The 14,150-nt window shown below is 62.3% G+C and carries 13 protein-coding genes; 10 read left to right on the forward strand and 3 right to left on the reverse strand.

Features of this window, described 5'->3' with window-relative positions; genetic code table 11:
• Positions 1–166: 166 nt before the first annotated feature.
• On the reverse strand, positions 167–1,432 hold the full coding sequence (locus G3O01_RS39015; protein ID WP_205812746.1) for an SGNH/GDSL hydrolase family protein: 1,266 nt from the start codon (positions 1,430–1,432) through the stop codon (positions 167–169).
• A gap of 171 nt (positions 1,433–1,603) precedes the next feature.
• On the opposite strand from G3O01_RS39015, the gene paaA reads away from it, so the two are divergent.
• The 8 genes from paaA (at position 1,604) to G3O01_RS39055 (ending at position 7,974) form a co-directional block, all read left to right on the forward strand.
• Positions 1,604–2,602 (forward strand): 1,2-phenylacetyl-CoA epoxidase subunit PaaA, encoded by a 999-nt coding sequence (paaA, locus tag G3O01_RS39020; protein ID WP_205812748.1) that lies wholly within the window; start codon positions 1,604–1,606, stop codon positions 2,600–2,602.
• 39 nt (positions 2,603–2,641) lie between these two features.
• On the forward strand, positions 2,642–2,926 hold the full coding sequence (paaB, locus tag G3O01_RS39025; RefSeq protein WP_109480210.1) for a 1,2-phenylacetyl-CoA epoxidase subunit PaaB: 285 nt from the start codon (positions 2,642–2,644) through the stop codon (positions 2,924–2,926).
• A gap of 9 nt (positions 2,927–2,935) precedes the next feature.
• Positions 2,936–3,739 (forward strand): 1,2-phenylacetyl-CoA epoxidase subunit PaaC, encoded by an 804-nt coding sequence (gene paaC, locus G3O01_RS39030; protein ID WP_205812752.1) that lies wholly within the window; start codon positions 2,936–2,938, stop codon positions 3,737–3,739.
• 28 nt (positions 3,740–3,767) lie between these two features.
• Positions 3,768–4,325 carry a 1,2-phenylacetyl-CoA epoxidase subunit PaaD gene (paaD, locus tag G3O01_RS39035; protein ID WP_205812759.1) on the forward strand — a complete coding sequence of 186 codons (558 nt, stop codon included), beginning with the start codon at positions 3,768–3,770 and terminating at the stop codon, positions 4,323–4,325.
• Position 4,326: 1 nt separating this feature from the next.
• Positions 4,327–5,415, forward strand: coding sequence for a 1,2-phenylacetyl-CoA epoxidase subunit PaaE (gene paaE / locus G3O01_RS39040; protein WP_205812766.1), 1,089 nt, complete (start codon positions 4,327–4,329; stop codon positions 5,413–5,415).
• A 198-nt stretch (positions 5,416–5,613) separates the two neighbouring features.
• Positions 5,614–6,429 (forward strand): DUF1835 domain-containing protein, encoded by an 816-nt coding sequence (locus tag G3O01_RS39045; protein WP_205812768.1) that lies wholly within the window; start codon positions 5,614–5,616, stop codon positions 6,427–6,429.
• 16 nt (positions 6,430–6,445) lie between these two features.
• Positions 6,446–7,081 carry a TetR/AcrR family transcriptional regulator gene (locus G3O01_RS39050; RefSeq protein WP_205812770.1) on the forward strand — a complete coding sequence of 212 codons (636 nt, stop codon included), beginning with the start codon at positions 6,446–6,448 and terminating at the stop codon, positions 7,079–7,081.
• Between the two features lie 227 nt (positions 7,082–7,308).
• A complete protein-coding gene (locus G3O01_RS39055; protein ID WP_205812772.1) occupies positions 7,309–7,974 on the forward strand; it encodes a GNAT family protein in 666 nt (221 codons plus the stop codon).
• A gap of 78 nt (positions 7,975–8,052) precedes the next feature.
• On the opposite strand, the gene G3O01_RS39060 is transcribed toward G3O01_RS39055, so the two are convergent.
• Positions 8,053–8,568, reverse strand: a complete 516-nt coding sequence (locus G3O01_RS39060; RefSeq protein ID WP_109480217.1) for an Lrp/AsnC family transcriptional regulator — start codon at positions 8,566–8,568, stop codon at positions 8,053–8,055.
• 153 nt (positions 8,569–8,721) lie between these two features.
• Here G3O01_RS39060 and hppD point away from each other — a divergent pair, with 153 nt between their 5' ends.
• The gene (gene hppD / locus G3O01_RS39065) at positions 8,722–9,819 is read left to right on the forward strand and encodes a 4-hydroxyphenylpyruvate dioxygenase (protein WP_205812774.1); all 1,098 of its coding nucleotides are present in this window, start codon (positions 8,722–8,724) and stop codon (positions 9,817–9,819) included.
• 127 nt (positions 9,820–9,946) lie between these two features.
• Here hppD and G3O01_RS39070 read toward each other — a convergent pair whose 3' ends face one another.
• Positions 9,947–10,135: a hypothetical protein gene (locus G3O01_RS39070; protein WP_205812776.1), complete on the reverse strand. Its 189-nt coding sequence runs from the start codon at positions 10,133–10,135 to the stop codon at positions 9,947–9,949.
• A gap of 345 nt (positions 10,136–10,480) precedes the next feature.
• On the opposite strand from G3O01_RS39070, the gene G3O01_RS39075 reads away from it, so the two are divergent.
• Positions 10,481–14,086: an indolepyruvate ferredoxin oxidoreductase family protein gene (locus G3O01_RS39075; RefSeq protein ID WP_205812778.1), complete on the forward strand. Its 3,606-nt coding sequence runs from the start codon at positions 10,481–10,483 to the stop codon at positions 14,084–14,086.
• The last annotated feature ends 64 nt before the right edge of the window (positions 14,087–14,150 follow it).

Consider the following 14,150-nt stretch of genomic DNA (forward strand, 5'->3'; position numbering starts at 1 on the left):
TTTTTTTGGCATCGCCTGAAAAACCCTGCCGACTTCACGACCGCGCCGTTTCTGCCGCGGCCCCGCTCCGCTGCGCTCAACACCGCGCTACCGAACGAGGACGCGAATCTTAGGCCATCACACGCCCCGTGACAAGGGTGTGACGCAAAGATTTTTCAAAGGGTCACTACCGCGCTGCGTTGGCCACCGCCGGCAACGGAATCGCATCCGCCATTGCCGAGTAGCCCGCATCGCTAGGATGGATCTGGTCACCGCTATCGAACGAGCGCCGCAAACGCGTCGGATCAGCAGGGTCACGCAGCGCGGCGTCGAAATCGACGACGCCGTCGAACGCGTGACTCGTCCGGATCCATTGATTGACCGCCGTACGCGTCGCCTCGCGTTGCGGCGGCAGCGCCGCCGGCGTCAGCGTCGCGCCGAAAATCCGCACGCCGCGAGCATGCGCTGCCGCAATGACCCGCTTGTAACCCGCGATCAGACTATCCGTCGTTATCTGCGTATGCGGCGCATCGCAGTCCAAACCGCCATGAGGCGGCATCGCGGCGAAGTTGATGTCGTTGATGCCGATCAGCAGGATCGCCGTTTTCACGCCGGGTTGAGCCAGCACGTCGCGCCCGAACCGCGCCACGAGCGCGTCCCCGTAGCAAGCCGAATCGCTCAGCAGCCGGTTACCGCTGATCCCCAGATTCACAACCGCCACCGATTTATCGCCGCTTCCCGCCACCCGCCGCGCAAACGCGTCAGGCCAGCGACGGTTCTGATTGATACTCGAGCGCATGCCATCGGTGATCGAGTCGCCGATCGCCGCAATCGTCGACGACGAAGGCGCCTGGACCTGCAAGCCGGTGACCCATGCGAATTGCGTGAACCGCTGACGATAAGCATCGGCGGAGGAATCGCCGACATGGTTGCCGGGCAACGAAACATAGTTGACCTGGTTCGACACGCGATGCCAGGCGACCAGTTTCTGCTCGCGCCCCATATAACTGCTGAGTGAATACGGCTCACCAGCCACGACTTGCACGCGGACGGAATCGCTATCGATCTCTCCATCCGGCGGCACGCTAACTGACGCTTTCCCGCCAAACGTCACCCGCGCCTCACCGCCCGCCTGCACGGCCGCTCCCGCACCCGATCGCGCGATACGCATATCTTCGATGACAAGCGGCGACTTCCCATACGCGTTACTTATATGGATGCGCACGACATCACCCGACAGCGTCGGATAAACAATCTGCCGAACGGTACGCCCGGCCACGTCCGGCGCACGGTACAGCGGCGGCGGATTGGAGATTTGCGGAATCGACTGAAGCGCCGTGGCCCAGGCCGTCACCCAGGGCGACGCGCTTTCCGCAGCCGAGACAGGAACCGACACGAAACAGACAGAAGACAGAACCGCGCCACATGCGGCGGCAAGAGTACGAAGGGTCATTGCGACTGATCGGTGAAAAAACGGTGAGAAAAGGTCGAGGACACAAGCCGCCCATTGTGCACGATTGCATAGTGCAAACCCCTACCAATCCATCTCGAAAAATTTATTAACCGACCGGACGGTTGGTTTATACTGCCGAACACACACTTACTCATGACGAGAGCGTTCGACATGTACACGCAATCCCTCGACATCCCCGGCAACGTGGCTCCGCTCGACGCGGCCGCCAGTTCGCCCGATCAGGCCCGTTTCGACGCAGTAATGGACGCCGACGGCAAGATCGAGGCGCAAGACTGGATGCCCGACGCGTACCGCAAGACGCTCGTGCGCCAGATCTCGCAGCACGCGCACTCGGAAATCGTCGGCATGCTGCCGGAAGGAAACTGGATCACGCGCGCGCCGAGCCTCAAGCGCAAGGCGATTCTGCTGGCCAAGGTGCAGGACGAAGGCGGCCACGGTCTTTATCTATATAGCGCGGCGGAAACGCTCGGTGTCACGCGCGACCAGATGATCGACGCACTGCACGCCGGCAAGGCGAAGTATTCGAGCATCTTCAATTACCCGACGCCGACCTGGGCGGACGTCGGCGTGATCGGCTGGCTGGTCGACGGCGCGGCGATCATGAACCAGATCCCGCTGTGCCGCTGCACGTACGGTCCGTACGCGCGTGCCATGATCCGCATCTGCAAGGAAGAGTCGTTCCATCAGCGTCAGGGTTTCGACGCACTGCTCGCGATGATGAAAGGCACCGATGCGCAACGTGAGCTGGTCCAGCAGGCAGTGAACCGCTGGTGGTTCCCGGTGCTGATGATGTTCGGCCCGAGCGACAAGGACTCCGTGCACAGCAATCAGTCGGCGAAATGGGGCATCAAGCGGATCACGAACGACGATCTGCGCCAGAAATTCGTCGACGCAACCGTCGAACAGGCCAAGGTACTCGGCGTCACGCTCCCCGACGAAAACCTCAAGTGGAACGCAGAACGCGGCCACTACGACTACAGCGACCTCGACTGGGATGAATTCTGGCGCGTGGTCAACGGCGACGGCCCGTGCAACAAGGAACGCCTCGCGACCCGCGTGAAAGCGCACAACGACGGCGCCTGGGTCCGCGAAGCCGCCCTCGCCCATGCCGAAAAACAGCGCCAGCGCGCGCAGCAACACGCCGCCTGAGTGGCGCCCCGAATCTGGAAGGACTGGAAGGAGATAGCGATGAACAAGGAATGGCCGATCTGGGAAGTCTTCGTGCGCAGCAAGCAGGGACTCGACCACAAGCATTGCGGCAGCCTGCACGCGTCGGACGCGTCGATGGCGCTGCGCATGGCGCGCGATGTCTACACGCGCCGCCAGGAAGGCGTGAGCATCTGGGTGGTGCCGTCGTCGGCGATCACGGCATCGGCGCCTGAAGACAAGGCCGAACTGTTCGAACCGGCTGGCGACAAGATTTACCGCCATCCGACGTTCTATCAGTTGCCCGACGAAGTCAACCACATGTAAGCGCGCGTCATGGATATCACGCCCCAACACCTCGCCTACGTGCTGCGCCTCGCCGACACCGCGCTGATCCTCGGACAGCGCAATGCCGAATGGTGCGGCCACGGCCCGATTCTCGAAGAAGACATCGCGCTGTCGAACATGAGCCTCGATCTGATCGGCCAGGCGCGTCTGCTGTACACGCACGCTGCCGATCTCGAAAAGAAGCTGACCGGCAAAAACCGCACGGAAGACGACTACGCGTTCTTCCGCGCCGAGCGCGAGTTCGCGAACTACACGCTGTCGGAACTGCCGCACGTCGGGCCGCTCGCCGGCACCGCGCACGCGGACAAGGATTACGCCGTCACGATCGTGCGCAACTTCCTGTACTCGACGTTGATGCTGCATGTCTGGTCGGCGTTGACGGGTTCGTCGGATGAGCAACTGGCCGCGATCGCCGCGAAGTCGATCAAGGAAACGCAGTATCACGTTCACCATTCGCATGAATGGCTCGTGCGTTTCGGCGACGGCACGGAAGAATCTCACCGCCGCGCTCAGGCTGCGCTGGATTATCTGATCCCGTACACGCGCGAATTCTTCAGCGCGGACGCGACGGAAGACGCGATTGCCGCTGCAGGCATCGGTCCGAAGACGTCGGAACTGGAAGCGCTGTGGCTCGACGACGTGCGCGCCGCGCTCGACGAAGCGACGCTCACGCTGCCGGAACCCGTCAAGCACATTACGACGGGCAAGCACGGCGAGCATTCGGAGCACATGGGCTTCCTGCTCGCCGAAATGCAGAGCCTCGCGCGCCAGCATCCGGGCGCGACCTGGTAATCCGTCGATCCAACAGGTGAGTTCCACGATGACTTCGACCGCTCAAACCGCCACCGCCGCATCGAACCACGCGCTTGCTCAGGCGTGGGCCGTGCTCGAGGCTGTGCCCGATCCGGAAATCCCCGTCGTGTCGATCCGCGAACTGGGCATTCTGCGCGATGTGCGCCGCGCCGCCGACGGCGCGCTCGAAGTCGTCATCACGCCGACCTACTCGGGCTGCCCGGCGATGTCGCAGATCGCGGAAGACATCGGCCTCGCGCTCGACGCCGCCGGTTTCGGCCCGCATCGCGTCGAAACCGTGCTCGCGCCGGCCTGGACCACCGACTGGATCACCGACGACGCGCGCGAAAAGCTGCGCGCTTACGGCATCGCGCCGCCGACGGGCAACTGCGGCAGCGGCGAGCAACAGGCTGGATCGAAAGAGAAAGTGATCCGCTTCGTGCCGCGCTCGCTGCCCGCGCCCGCCTGCACGCGTTGCGGCTCGAAACACACCGAGCGCCTCGCGCAATTCGGCTCGACGGCCTGCAAAGCGCTGTACCGCTGCGTCGACTGCCGCGAACCCTTCGACTACTTCAAACCGTACTGATATGGCCACCCCGCAATTTCATCCGCTGCGCATCCGGGAAGTGCGGCCCGAAACCGCCGATGCGGTCTCCGTCGCCTTCGAAGTCCCCGTCGAACTGCGCGAGCAGTATCGCTTCACGCAGGGCCAGTTCGTCACGCTGAAGACGCACATCGACGGTGAGGAAACGCGCCGTTCATATTCGATCTGCGTCGGCGTCACCGATTACGACCGCGACGGCGAGTTGCGCATCGGCATCAAGCGCGTGCGCGGCGGCCGTTTCTCGAACTTCGCGTTCGATACGCTGCAACCCGGCCACACGATCGATGTGATGACGCCCGACGGCCGCTTCTTCACGCACCTGAACGCCGATCACGGCAAGCAATATGTCGCGTTCTCGGGCGGCTCGGGCATCACGCCTGTGCTGGCGATCGTCAAGTCGACGCTCGAACTCGAGCCACGCAGCACGTTCACGCTGATCTACGGCAACCGCAGCGTCGACCAGATCATGTTCGCGGAAGAACTCGAAGACCTGAAGAACCGCTTCATGAACCGCTTCGTGCTGTATCACGTGCTGTCGGACGATATCCAGGATGTCGAGCTGTTCAATGGCGTGCTCGATCAGGCGAAGTGCGCGTCGTTCCTCGAGACGCTGGTGCCGGCGGATTCGATCGACGAAGCGTTCATCTGCGGCCCCGCGCCGATGATGGACGCTGCCGAAGCCGCGCTGAAAGCCGCCGAGGTGCCGCAGGCGAAGGTGCACGTCGAGCGCTTCGGCACGCCGCTGCCGCAGGCAGGCGTGCCCGTCGCGGAAATCACCGACGACACGCCCACAGCCGATCTCGAAATCGTGCTCGACGGCAAGAAGCGCAAGCTTCGTCTGCCGTATCAGGGCTTGAGCGTGCTCGACGTCGGTCTGCGTGCCGGGCTGGCGCTGCCGTACGCGTGCAAGGGCGGCGTCTGCTGCACGTGCCGCGCGAAGGTGCTCGAAGGCGAAGTGAAGATGGAAAAGAACTACACGCTGGAAGAACACGAAATCCGCGACGGTTTTGTGCTGACCTGCCAGTGCCATCCGATCAGCGACAAGGTCGTGGTCAGCTACGACGAACGTTGATGTCGGCGCGGCGCGCGGCATGGCCGAACATGCACGCGTGCCAATGCACCGGATGTGCGCATCGTCGCTTTCGGCGCACACGCGATCCGCTTACACTAGGGGCCGCTCGTCACAGGAAAGTCATTCCTGAGGCGAGTGGCCTCTTGCTATTGGACTGAACCGCGCTTCGCATGGCGCCCGGACCGCCCATCAACGACGATGACGATCATCCACATCACCAACGGCGACGTCGCCGCTGATTCTCTGCGCAAGGCGCTCGGCCTCGCCGGCCGCAACGACGCCGTGCTGGCGCTGCGCGACGACCTGGCCGCTGGTCCGTTGCAAGGTGTCGATGACACGCAGGATGTGCGCGCGGATTTCTGGCAACGCGTGCTTGGCGACACCTCGCGCAATTTCGTCGCCGAATTCGAAGCGCAGGCGAAAGCATTGAAGGCCGTGATCGACGGCGCGGAACATGTCGTCGTGTGGCACGGCCAGAGCGCCGCCGATCAGCTGACGCTGCGCCGTGTGTGTTTCCACTTGCGCGAGATGCCGCAGCGGCTCAACGAAGTGCGCCTGTCGATCGACGACCTGACCGGCGACGCAAGCGCCCCGCTGCGCCGATCCGATGGAGCGACTTCCGTTGGGATGTTTGCGCCGGATCTGCTGCAAAAACATTTGCCTCGCGCCGCACCCATTTCGGTCTTGCGCATCGGCAGGCTCGCGCTCGAATGGCAGGAAGTGAAACTCGCCGATGCCGAGCTGCGCCGCTGGCGCGACAACACCTTTACGAGCGGCACGTTCGCTGACCTCGACGCGCTGATTCTCGAATCCGCCGTCGAGGGCTGGCAGCCGGCCGGGTGCGTCGCCGCTTCCGTCATGACGGCCGACAACGGCTTGCTGGTCAGCGACAGTCTCGCGTTGTGGCGACTGCGCGAACTCGCTGACGCCGGCCATCTGCAGATACGCGGCGACCTGAACAACTGGCCCTCGCTCGAAATGAACGTCACACGCGCGACCCTTTCTCCCGTTTAAGACAACCACAACAATCATGGCCCGTACACGAGCCCCAGACCACGAAAGCCAGCGTGACCAGATTCTCGAACTGGCCGCTGCGAAATTCGCTCAAACGAGCTATCCGAGCACATCGATGGCGGACCTTGCCGCGGCGAGCGGCACATCGAAAGCGCGCCTCTATCACTATTACGAGAGCAAGGAAGCGATTCTCTTCGACCTGCTCGACCGCTACACGAAGCGCTTGATGCTGATCATCGCCGAGGTGGAAGGCGCGAGCCAGCGACGCGGCTTAACTGAACGCGAAACATTCGCCGAACTGATCCGCGCGTTTCTTTCCGAATACGAGACCTCGCACAGCCGGCATGTCGCGCTGCTGAACGACGTCAAATATCTGGTCGAATCGCAACGTGAGATCGTCCTGAACCGTCAGCGCGACGTAGTCGCGGCATTTGCGCGGCAACTGGCGCGCGCATACCCGGATCGCGTGACGCGCGACAACCAGACCGCGCTCACCATGATGGTTTTCGGGATGATCAACTGGACCTTCACCTGGCTGAAGCCGGGCGGGCGGATGGGCTACAAGGAGTTCGCGGAGCAGGTGGTCGAAATGGTGGAACACGGGCTCGCCAAGGGGAACGTGCCGACAGGTGCTGCAAGCAGCTCGAATTGATGCTGTAGCGCAGCAATTACCATGCCGTCGTTGCGACAAGGCGACGCAAGCGACCCTCAACGCACCCCATTAAGTTTCACCGTAAAATCAATTAGATACGAAAATTAGCGCATAATTTTAGACTGTGCACTCGGCTCGCTTCAGGGTTTTCCCTAGTGAGAATTCGGGTTTTCCATTAGAATGCTTATTGCGGCGCGTCATGCCGCCTAGCTATAGGAGAACCCATTATGAATAAGCAAACTGTCCGCGCCGCCGAGCCGATCGCTGTCGATCGCCTGCTGAACGTCGCCGGCCGCGCGCCTGTTCTGATCCGGGAACTCAGCGAAAAAGATCGTGAGCGCCTGCTCAATCACTTCCTCGAACTCGACGAAGACGATCGCCTGCTGCGCTTCGGCCAGGTCACGCCGGATCGCGTCATCGAAAACTACGTTCGTACACTGGATTTCGGCCGCGACACCGTGTTTGGCGTGTTCGACCGTCATCTGCGACTGGTCGGCGTCGGCCATCTGGCTTATCTGCCCGCCGAAAGCGGCGCGCGCACGGCTGAGTTCGGCGTGTCGGTGTCGGAAAGCGTGCGCGGTCAGGGCATCGGCACGAAGCTGTTCGAACGCGCCGCGATGCGCAGCCGCAATACGCACGTCACCACGCTGTACATCCACTGCCTGTCGCGCAACAGCACGATGATGCACATCGCGAAGAAGGCCGGCATGAAGATCGAATACGCGTACGGCGAAGCGGACGCTTATCTGACGCTCGCGCCCGCGGACCAGAACAGCATCATCTCGGAAATGCTGCAGGAACAGGCAGCCGTGTTCGACTATGTTCTCAAGCGCCAGGCGCGCAACACGTCGAAGCTGATCGAGTCGTTCATTCCGACCGCGATCGCCGCGTAAGCCTCACAGCAACAGAACATCGCCAATGGGCGGCTCTTGACCGGGCCGCCCTTTTCTTTTGCGCGGCGCGCTCACCGGTCAAAGCGGCAACGCCGTTGTCTCCTTGAACTTCTCCAGCGAAAAGCTCGACTTCACGTCGATCACCGACGGATGCCGCAGCAACTGGTCCTGCACGAATCGCGAGAAATGCGCCATGTCGCGCACCTGCACGCGCAGCAGATAGTCCATGTCGCCCGTCATCGCGTAGCAGGCAACCACTTCCGGCCAGCCTTGCACGGCCACGCGGAACAGTTCCGAATGCGTCGCGCCCGCGCGGCCCGGCGTACCATCGGCGCGTGCGCTGAGCGCCGGGCCGCCGCGCTTTTCGAGCCGCACGTTCACGTAGGCGAGCAGATCGAGCCCAAGCATCTGCGAATCGAGCAGCGCGACATAACCGCGAATCACGCCGATTTCCTCCAGCCGCCGGATGCGCCGCAGACACGGACTCGGCGACAGATTCACCCGTTCGGCGATCTCCTGATTCGACAACCGCCCATTTTCCTGAAGGATCGCCAGAATGCGCCGGTCGATCGCATCTATCTCGATTTCAGCCATGTTCTGCCATCCACCCCGGTTTCAGCGCCAGAAAATAGCCGAAGCGTAGTGTCGGGCGATTAAATTCGCAAGTTTTCTTCCCAAAGCGGCAACTACACTGTTCTTCATCGGGTCGCGCGACGCGCACCGCACACCGGATCTGAGGAGACAGACATGAAGGTTCCAACCTGGGAAAATCCCGTCGGCACCGACGGCTTCGAGTTCATCGAATACACCGCGCCGGACCCCGTCGCGCTCGGCAAGCTGTTCGAGCAGATGGGTTTCACGGCGATCGCGAAGCATCGTCACAAGGACGTGACGCTGTACCGTCAGGGTGAGATCAACTTCATCGTCAACGGCGAACCGGATTCGTTCGCGCAGCGCTTCGCCCGACTGCACGGCCCGTCGATCTGCGCAATCGCGTTTCGCGTGCAGGACGCGGCGAAGGCCTACAAGCGCGCACTCGACCTCGGCGCGTGGGGCTTCGACAACAAGACGGGCCCGATGGAACTGAATATCCCGGCCATCAAGGGAATCGGCGATTCGCTGATTTACTTCGTCGACCGCTGGCGCGGCAAGAACGGCGCAACGCCGAACAGCATCGGCGATATCAGCATCTATGACGTCGATTTCGAACCGATTCCGGGCGCAAATCCGAATCCCGTCGGTCACGGCCTCACCTATATCGATCACCTGACGCACAACGTCCATCGCGGACGCATGCAGGAGTGGGCCGAGTTCTACGAGCGCCTCTTCAACTTCCGTGAAGTGCGTTATTTCGATATCGAAGGCAAGGTGACGGGCGTGAAATCGAAGGCGATGACGTCGCCGTGCGGCAAGATCCGCATTCCGATCAACGAAGAAGGTTCGGAAACGGCAGGACAAATCCAGGAATATCTCGACGCGTACCGCGGCGAAGGCATCCAGCACATCGCGCTCGGATCAGACGATATCTACCGGACCGTCGATGGCCTTCGCGCGTCGAACATCTCGCTGCTCGACACGATCGACACGTACTACGAACTCGTCGATCGCCGCGTGCCGAACCACGGCGAGCCGCTGGACGAACTGCGCAAGCGCAAGATCCTGATCGACGGTGAGCATGACGATCTGCTGCTGCAGATCTTCACCGAAAACCAGATCGGACCGATCTTCTTCGAGATCATCCAGCGCAAGGGCAATCAGGGCTTCGGTGAGGGCAACTTCAAGGCGCTGTTCGAATCGATCGAACTGGATCAGATTCGACGCGGTGTCGTGCAAGACAAGGCCTAAAGCGCTTTTCGAACGCTAGAGGCAATAAGAAAAGGCGAGGAATCTTCCGATTCCTCGCCTTTGTGTTCTTGGAACCGGCCCAGCCGATTCTCACCTATACACGAGGCGGATCATCCGCCCGAGCGCGTTAGCCACGCTGCTCCGTGTCGTCTTCGGATTTACGACGCTGGTCCACGGCGACCGTCGTCGCGGCGACCTGCGTAGTGCGTGTGACGGCATTCGCGAGCGCATTGGCGCTATTCGGGCGCATCGGCGCGCTCATCGCGAAAAATGCTGCCGAGACCATCAGGAAGGTCTGGATGTGTTTCGTGTTCATGCGTACTCCTTTTTCGACTGCACAGCGAAGCTCCACTGCATGTGGAACGTTGCGATTCGTGCAAGTGGGGAGTTTAGACCGACATTTCAAGAGCAGTTCCTCCCGTTGCATGCGCTTACACCTCGTAACAGCGACACACGAAAAAGTTCACGCAAGGTCATACGGATGACACTTTCCACCGTGATCCATCCCGCATTGTGGTGTTTTCAGCGATAGGCGGCGGGTTTTTACCAGTGCTACCATCGAAAAAAAGCCGTCAACATGGCGACCCCGGCCGAAGCATTCACAAGATGCCGAGGCCAAGCAGGTTTTGGTGATCCCAAACTGGGTGGAGGAGTACACATAATGAATGCCCCGCTAGACGCCGGTCAGCGAGCCTCGCTCGAAGCCGCGCTGACGTCCGTCACGCTCGACGACAAATACACGCTCGAACGCGGCCGCGCGTACATGAGCGGCATCCAGGCGCTGGTCCGCCTGCCGATGCTGCAACAGGAACGCGACCGGGCCGCCGGGCTCAATACAGCCGGGTTCATCTCGGGCTATCGCGGATCGCCGCTCGGCGGTCTCGACCTGTCGCTGTGGAAGGCGAAAAAGCATCTCGCCGCGCACCAGGTCGTGTTCCAGCCAGGCGTCAACGAAGACCTCGCCGCCACCGCCGTGTGGGGGTCGCAGCAGGTCAATCTGTATCCCAGCGCCAGATACGACGGCGTGTTCTCGATGTGGTACGGCAAAGGCCCGGGCGTCGACCGCTCGGGCGACGTGTTCAAGCACGGCAATTCGGCCGGTTCGTCGCGGCATGGCGGCGTCCTCGTGCTGGCCGGCGACGACCACGCCGCGAAATCGTCGACGCTCGCGCACCAGTCCGAGCACCTGTTCAAGGCGTGCGGCCTGCCCGTGCTGTTTCCGTCGAACGTGCAGGAATATCTCGATTTCGGCCTGCACGGCTGGGCGATGTCCCGCTACTCCGGCCTGTGGGTCGCGATGAAGTGCGTGACCGACGTGGTCGAATCGTCGGCTTCCGTCGATATCGATCCGCACCGCACGCAAATCATCCTGCCGACCGACTTCGCGATGCCCGAAGGCGGGCTGAACATCCGCTGGCCCGACCCGCCGCTCGTGCAGGAAGCGCGTCTGCTCGACTACAAGTGGTACGCCGCGCTCGCCTATGTGCGCGCGAACAAGCTCGATCGCATCGAGATCGATTCGCCTCACGCGCGCTTTGGGATCATGACGGGCGGCAAGGCGTATCTCGACGTGCGCCAGGCGCTCACCGACCTCGGTCTCGACGACGAAACCTGCTCGCGCATCGGCATCCGTCTATATAAGGTTGGCTGCGTGTGGCCGCTCGAAGCGCAAGGCGCGCAAGCCTTCGCGCGCGGGCTCGAAGAAATTCTGGTGGTCGAAGAAAAGCGCCAGATTCTCGAATACGCGATCAAGGAAGAGTTGTACAACTGGCCCGACGCGCAGCGCCCGCGCGTGTTCGGCAAGTTCGACGAGAAGGACGGTGCAGGCGGCGAATGGTCGGTGCCGATGGGCAACTGGCTGCTGCCCGCGCACTATGAACTGTCGCCCGCGCTGATCGCGAAAGCGATCGCGACGCGGCTCGACAAATTCGATCTGCCGTCCGACGTGCGCGCCCGCATCGCCGCGCGCATTGCGGTGATCGAAGCGAAGGAAAAGGCGCTCGCACGCCCGCGCGTTCAGGTTGAGCGCAAACCGTGGTTCTGCTCAGGCTGTCCGCACAATACATCGACGAACGTGCCGGAAGGTTCGCGCGCGATGGCGGGCATCGGCTGCCACTACATGACCGTGTGGATGGACCGCAGCACCAGCACCTTCAGCCAGATGGGCGGCGAAGGCGTCGCGTGGGTCGGCCAGGCGCCGTTCACGAACGATAAGCACGTGTTCGCCAATCTCGGCGACGGCACTTACTTCCACTCCGGGCTGCTCGCGATCCGCGCGGCGATCGCATCGAAAGCGAACATCACGTACAAGATTCTGTACAACGATGCCGTCGCGATGACGGGCGGCCAGCCTGTCGACGGCGTGCTGACCGTGCCGCAGATCACGCATCAGCTCGCGGCCGAAGGCGCGAAGAAAATCGTGATCGTCACGGATGAGCCGGAGAAGTACAACGCGAACGTCGGTCTTGCGCCGGGCATCGACATCCATCATCGCGACAAGCTCGACGACGTGCAGCGCGAACTGCGCGAAATCGAAGGCACGACGATCCTGATCTACGACCAGACCTGTGCGACCGAGAAACGCCGCCGCCGCAAACGCGGTGCGTATCCCGATCCGGCCAAGCGAGTCGTCATCAACGAAGCGGTCTGCGAAGGTTGCGGCGACTGCTCGGTGCAGTCGAATTGCCTCTCCGTCGAGCCGCTCGAAACCGAGTACGGCACGAAGCGGCAGATCAACCAGTCGACCTGCAACAAGGACTATTCGTGTCTGAAGGGCTTCTGCCCGAGCTTCGTCACGGTTGAAGGCGGACAGTTGCGCAAGCCGAAGGCGTCCGGTGTCGCGAGCGACGCGATGCCGCCCGTTCCCGATCCGGAAGTACCGGCGATCGCCAAGCCGTATGGCGTGCTGGTCACGGGCGTCGGCGGCACGGGTGTGGTGACGATCGGCGCGCTGCTCGGTATGGCCGCGCACCTCGAGAGCAAGGGCGTGACCGTGCTCGACGTGACGGGTCTCGCGCAAAAAGGCGGCGCCGTGATGAGCCACGTGCAGATCGCGAACCAGCCCGCTGACATTCACGCGACGCGCATCGCGATGGGCGAAGCGAGTCTCGTGATCGGCTGCGATTCACTCGTGACGGCAAGCGACGAATGCGTGTCGCGGATGCAGGCCGGTCAGACGCACGTCGTGCTGAACAGCGCGCCGACACCGACTGCCGAGTTCATCAAGAACCCGAACTGGCGCTTCCCCGGCGCAAGCGCCGATGCCGATGTGCGCGCCGCCGCGGGCGACGAGTGTGTCGCGGCTGTCGACGCTAATCACTTCGCGGTCGCGCTGCTCGGCGACGCGATCTACACGAACCCGTTCGTGCTCGGCTACGCGTGGCAAAAGGGCTGGCTGCCGCTCACGCATGAATCGCTGACTCGCGCGATCGAACTCAACGCGGTGCAGGTCGAGAAGAATCGCGCGGCGTTCGAATGGGGCCGTCGCGCGGCGCACGATCTGGCTGCCGTGCGCAAGCTCGCGCAAATGCAGGATCGTATTGACGACGGCAACACGGCGAATGCCGCGGGCGGCAAGATCGTTTCGCTGCATACGCCGAAGGCGCTCGATACGCTGATCGACAAACGCGCCCAGTATCTCGCCGCGTATCAGAACGACGCGTACGCGACGCGCTATCGCAAGCTTGTTGAAGAAGTGCGCGCCGCCGAATCGAAGCTCGATTCCGTCGATGCCCAGATGCTCCTGACGGAAGCCGTCGCGAAGAATCTCCACAAGCTGATGGCGTACAAGGACGAGTACGAAGTGGCGCGGCTTTATTCGGATCCGGCGTTCGTCGAGAAGCTGAAGGCGAATTTCGAGGGCGACTGGAAGCTCAAGTTCCACCTCGCGCCGCCCGCTACGTCGGCGAAGGACGCGCACGGGCATCTGGTGAAGAAACAATACGGCCCGTGGATGCTCAAGGCCATGCACGTGCTCGCGAAGATGAAGTTCCTGCGCGGCACCCCGCTCGATGTGTTCGGCAACACGGAAGAACGTCGCACCGAACGCGCGTTGATCGTCGAGTATGAAGGGCTGGTGCGTGAGCTGATCGGCGGATTGACGGCTGAGAAGCGCGCGCTTGCCGTCGAACTTGCCAATCTTCCGGATGGCGTTCGCGGTTACGGTCATATCAAGGAGAACAACCTGAAAGCCGTGCGGGCGAAGTGGGCCGCGTTGCTGGCGAAGTGGCGCGCGCCGTCGGGTGGCGTCGAGCGGCACGTGGCGTAACGCTGCTTTCTCAGGCACCTCGGCAACAAAAAGGGCACCTTGCGGTGCCCTTTTTTATCGCGTC

Origin of the sequence: Burkholderia sp. Ac-20365 (assembly GCF_017104715.1) — a bacterium.
Taxonomy (GTDB): Bacteria; Pseudomonadota; Gammaproteobacteria; order Burkholderiales; family Burkholderiaceae; genus Paraburkholderia.

Bases quoted from the DNA above. Each gene is read 5' to 3' on its own strand.
- paaA (WP_205812748.1), top strand. From the start codon at position 1,604: ATGTACACGCAATCCCTCGACATCCCCGGCAACGTGGCTCCGCTCGAC.
- G3O01_RS39015 (WP_205812746.1), bottom strand. From the start codon at position 1,432: ATGACCCTTCGTACTCTTGCCGCCGCATGTGGCGCGGTTCTGTCTTCT.
- G3O01_RS39060 (WP_109480217.1), bottom strand. From the start codon at position 8,568: ATGGCTGAAATCGAGATAGATGCGATCGACCGGCGCATTCTGGCGATC.
- G3O01_RS39050 (WP_205812770.1), top strand. From the start codon at position 6,446: ATGGCCCGTACACGAGCCCCAGACCACGAAAGCCAGCGTGACCAGATT.
- G3O01_RS39070 (WP_205812776.1), bottom strand. From the start codon at position 10,135: ATGAACACGAAACACATCCAGACCTTCCTGATGGTCTCGGCAGCATTT.
- paaE (WP_205812766.1), top strand. From the start codon at position 4,327: ATGGCCACCCCGCAATTTCATCCGCTGCGCATCCGGGAAGTGCGGCCC.
- paaB (WP_109480210.1), top strand. From the start codon at position 2,642: ATGAACAAGGAATGGCCGATCTGGGAAGTCTTCGTGCGCAGCAAGCAG.
- paaD (WP_205812759.1), top strand. From the start codon at position 3,768: ATGACTTCGACCGCTCAAACCGCCACCGCCGCATCGAACCACGCGCTT.
- paaC (WP_205812752.1), top strand. From the start codon at position 2,936: ATGGATATCACGCCCCAACACCTCGCCTACGTGCTGCGCCTCGCCGAC.
- G3O01_RS39075 (WP_205812778.1), top strand. From the start codon at position 10,481: ATGAATGCCCCGCTAGACGCCGGTCAGCGAGCCTCGCTCGAAGCCGCG.
- G3O01_RS39055 (WP_205812772.1), top strand. From the start codon at position 7,309: ATGAATAAGCAAACTGTCCGCGCCGCCGAGCCGATCGCTGTCGATCGC.
- G3O01_RS39045 (WP_205812768.1), top strand. From the start codon at position 5,614: ATGACGATCATCCACATCACCAACGGCGACGTCGCCGCTGATTCTCTG.
- hppD (WP_205812774.1), top strand. From the start codon at position 8,722: ATGAAGGTTCCAACCTGGGAAAATCCCGTCGGCACCGACGGCTTCGAG.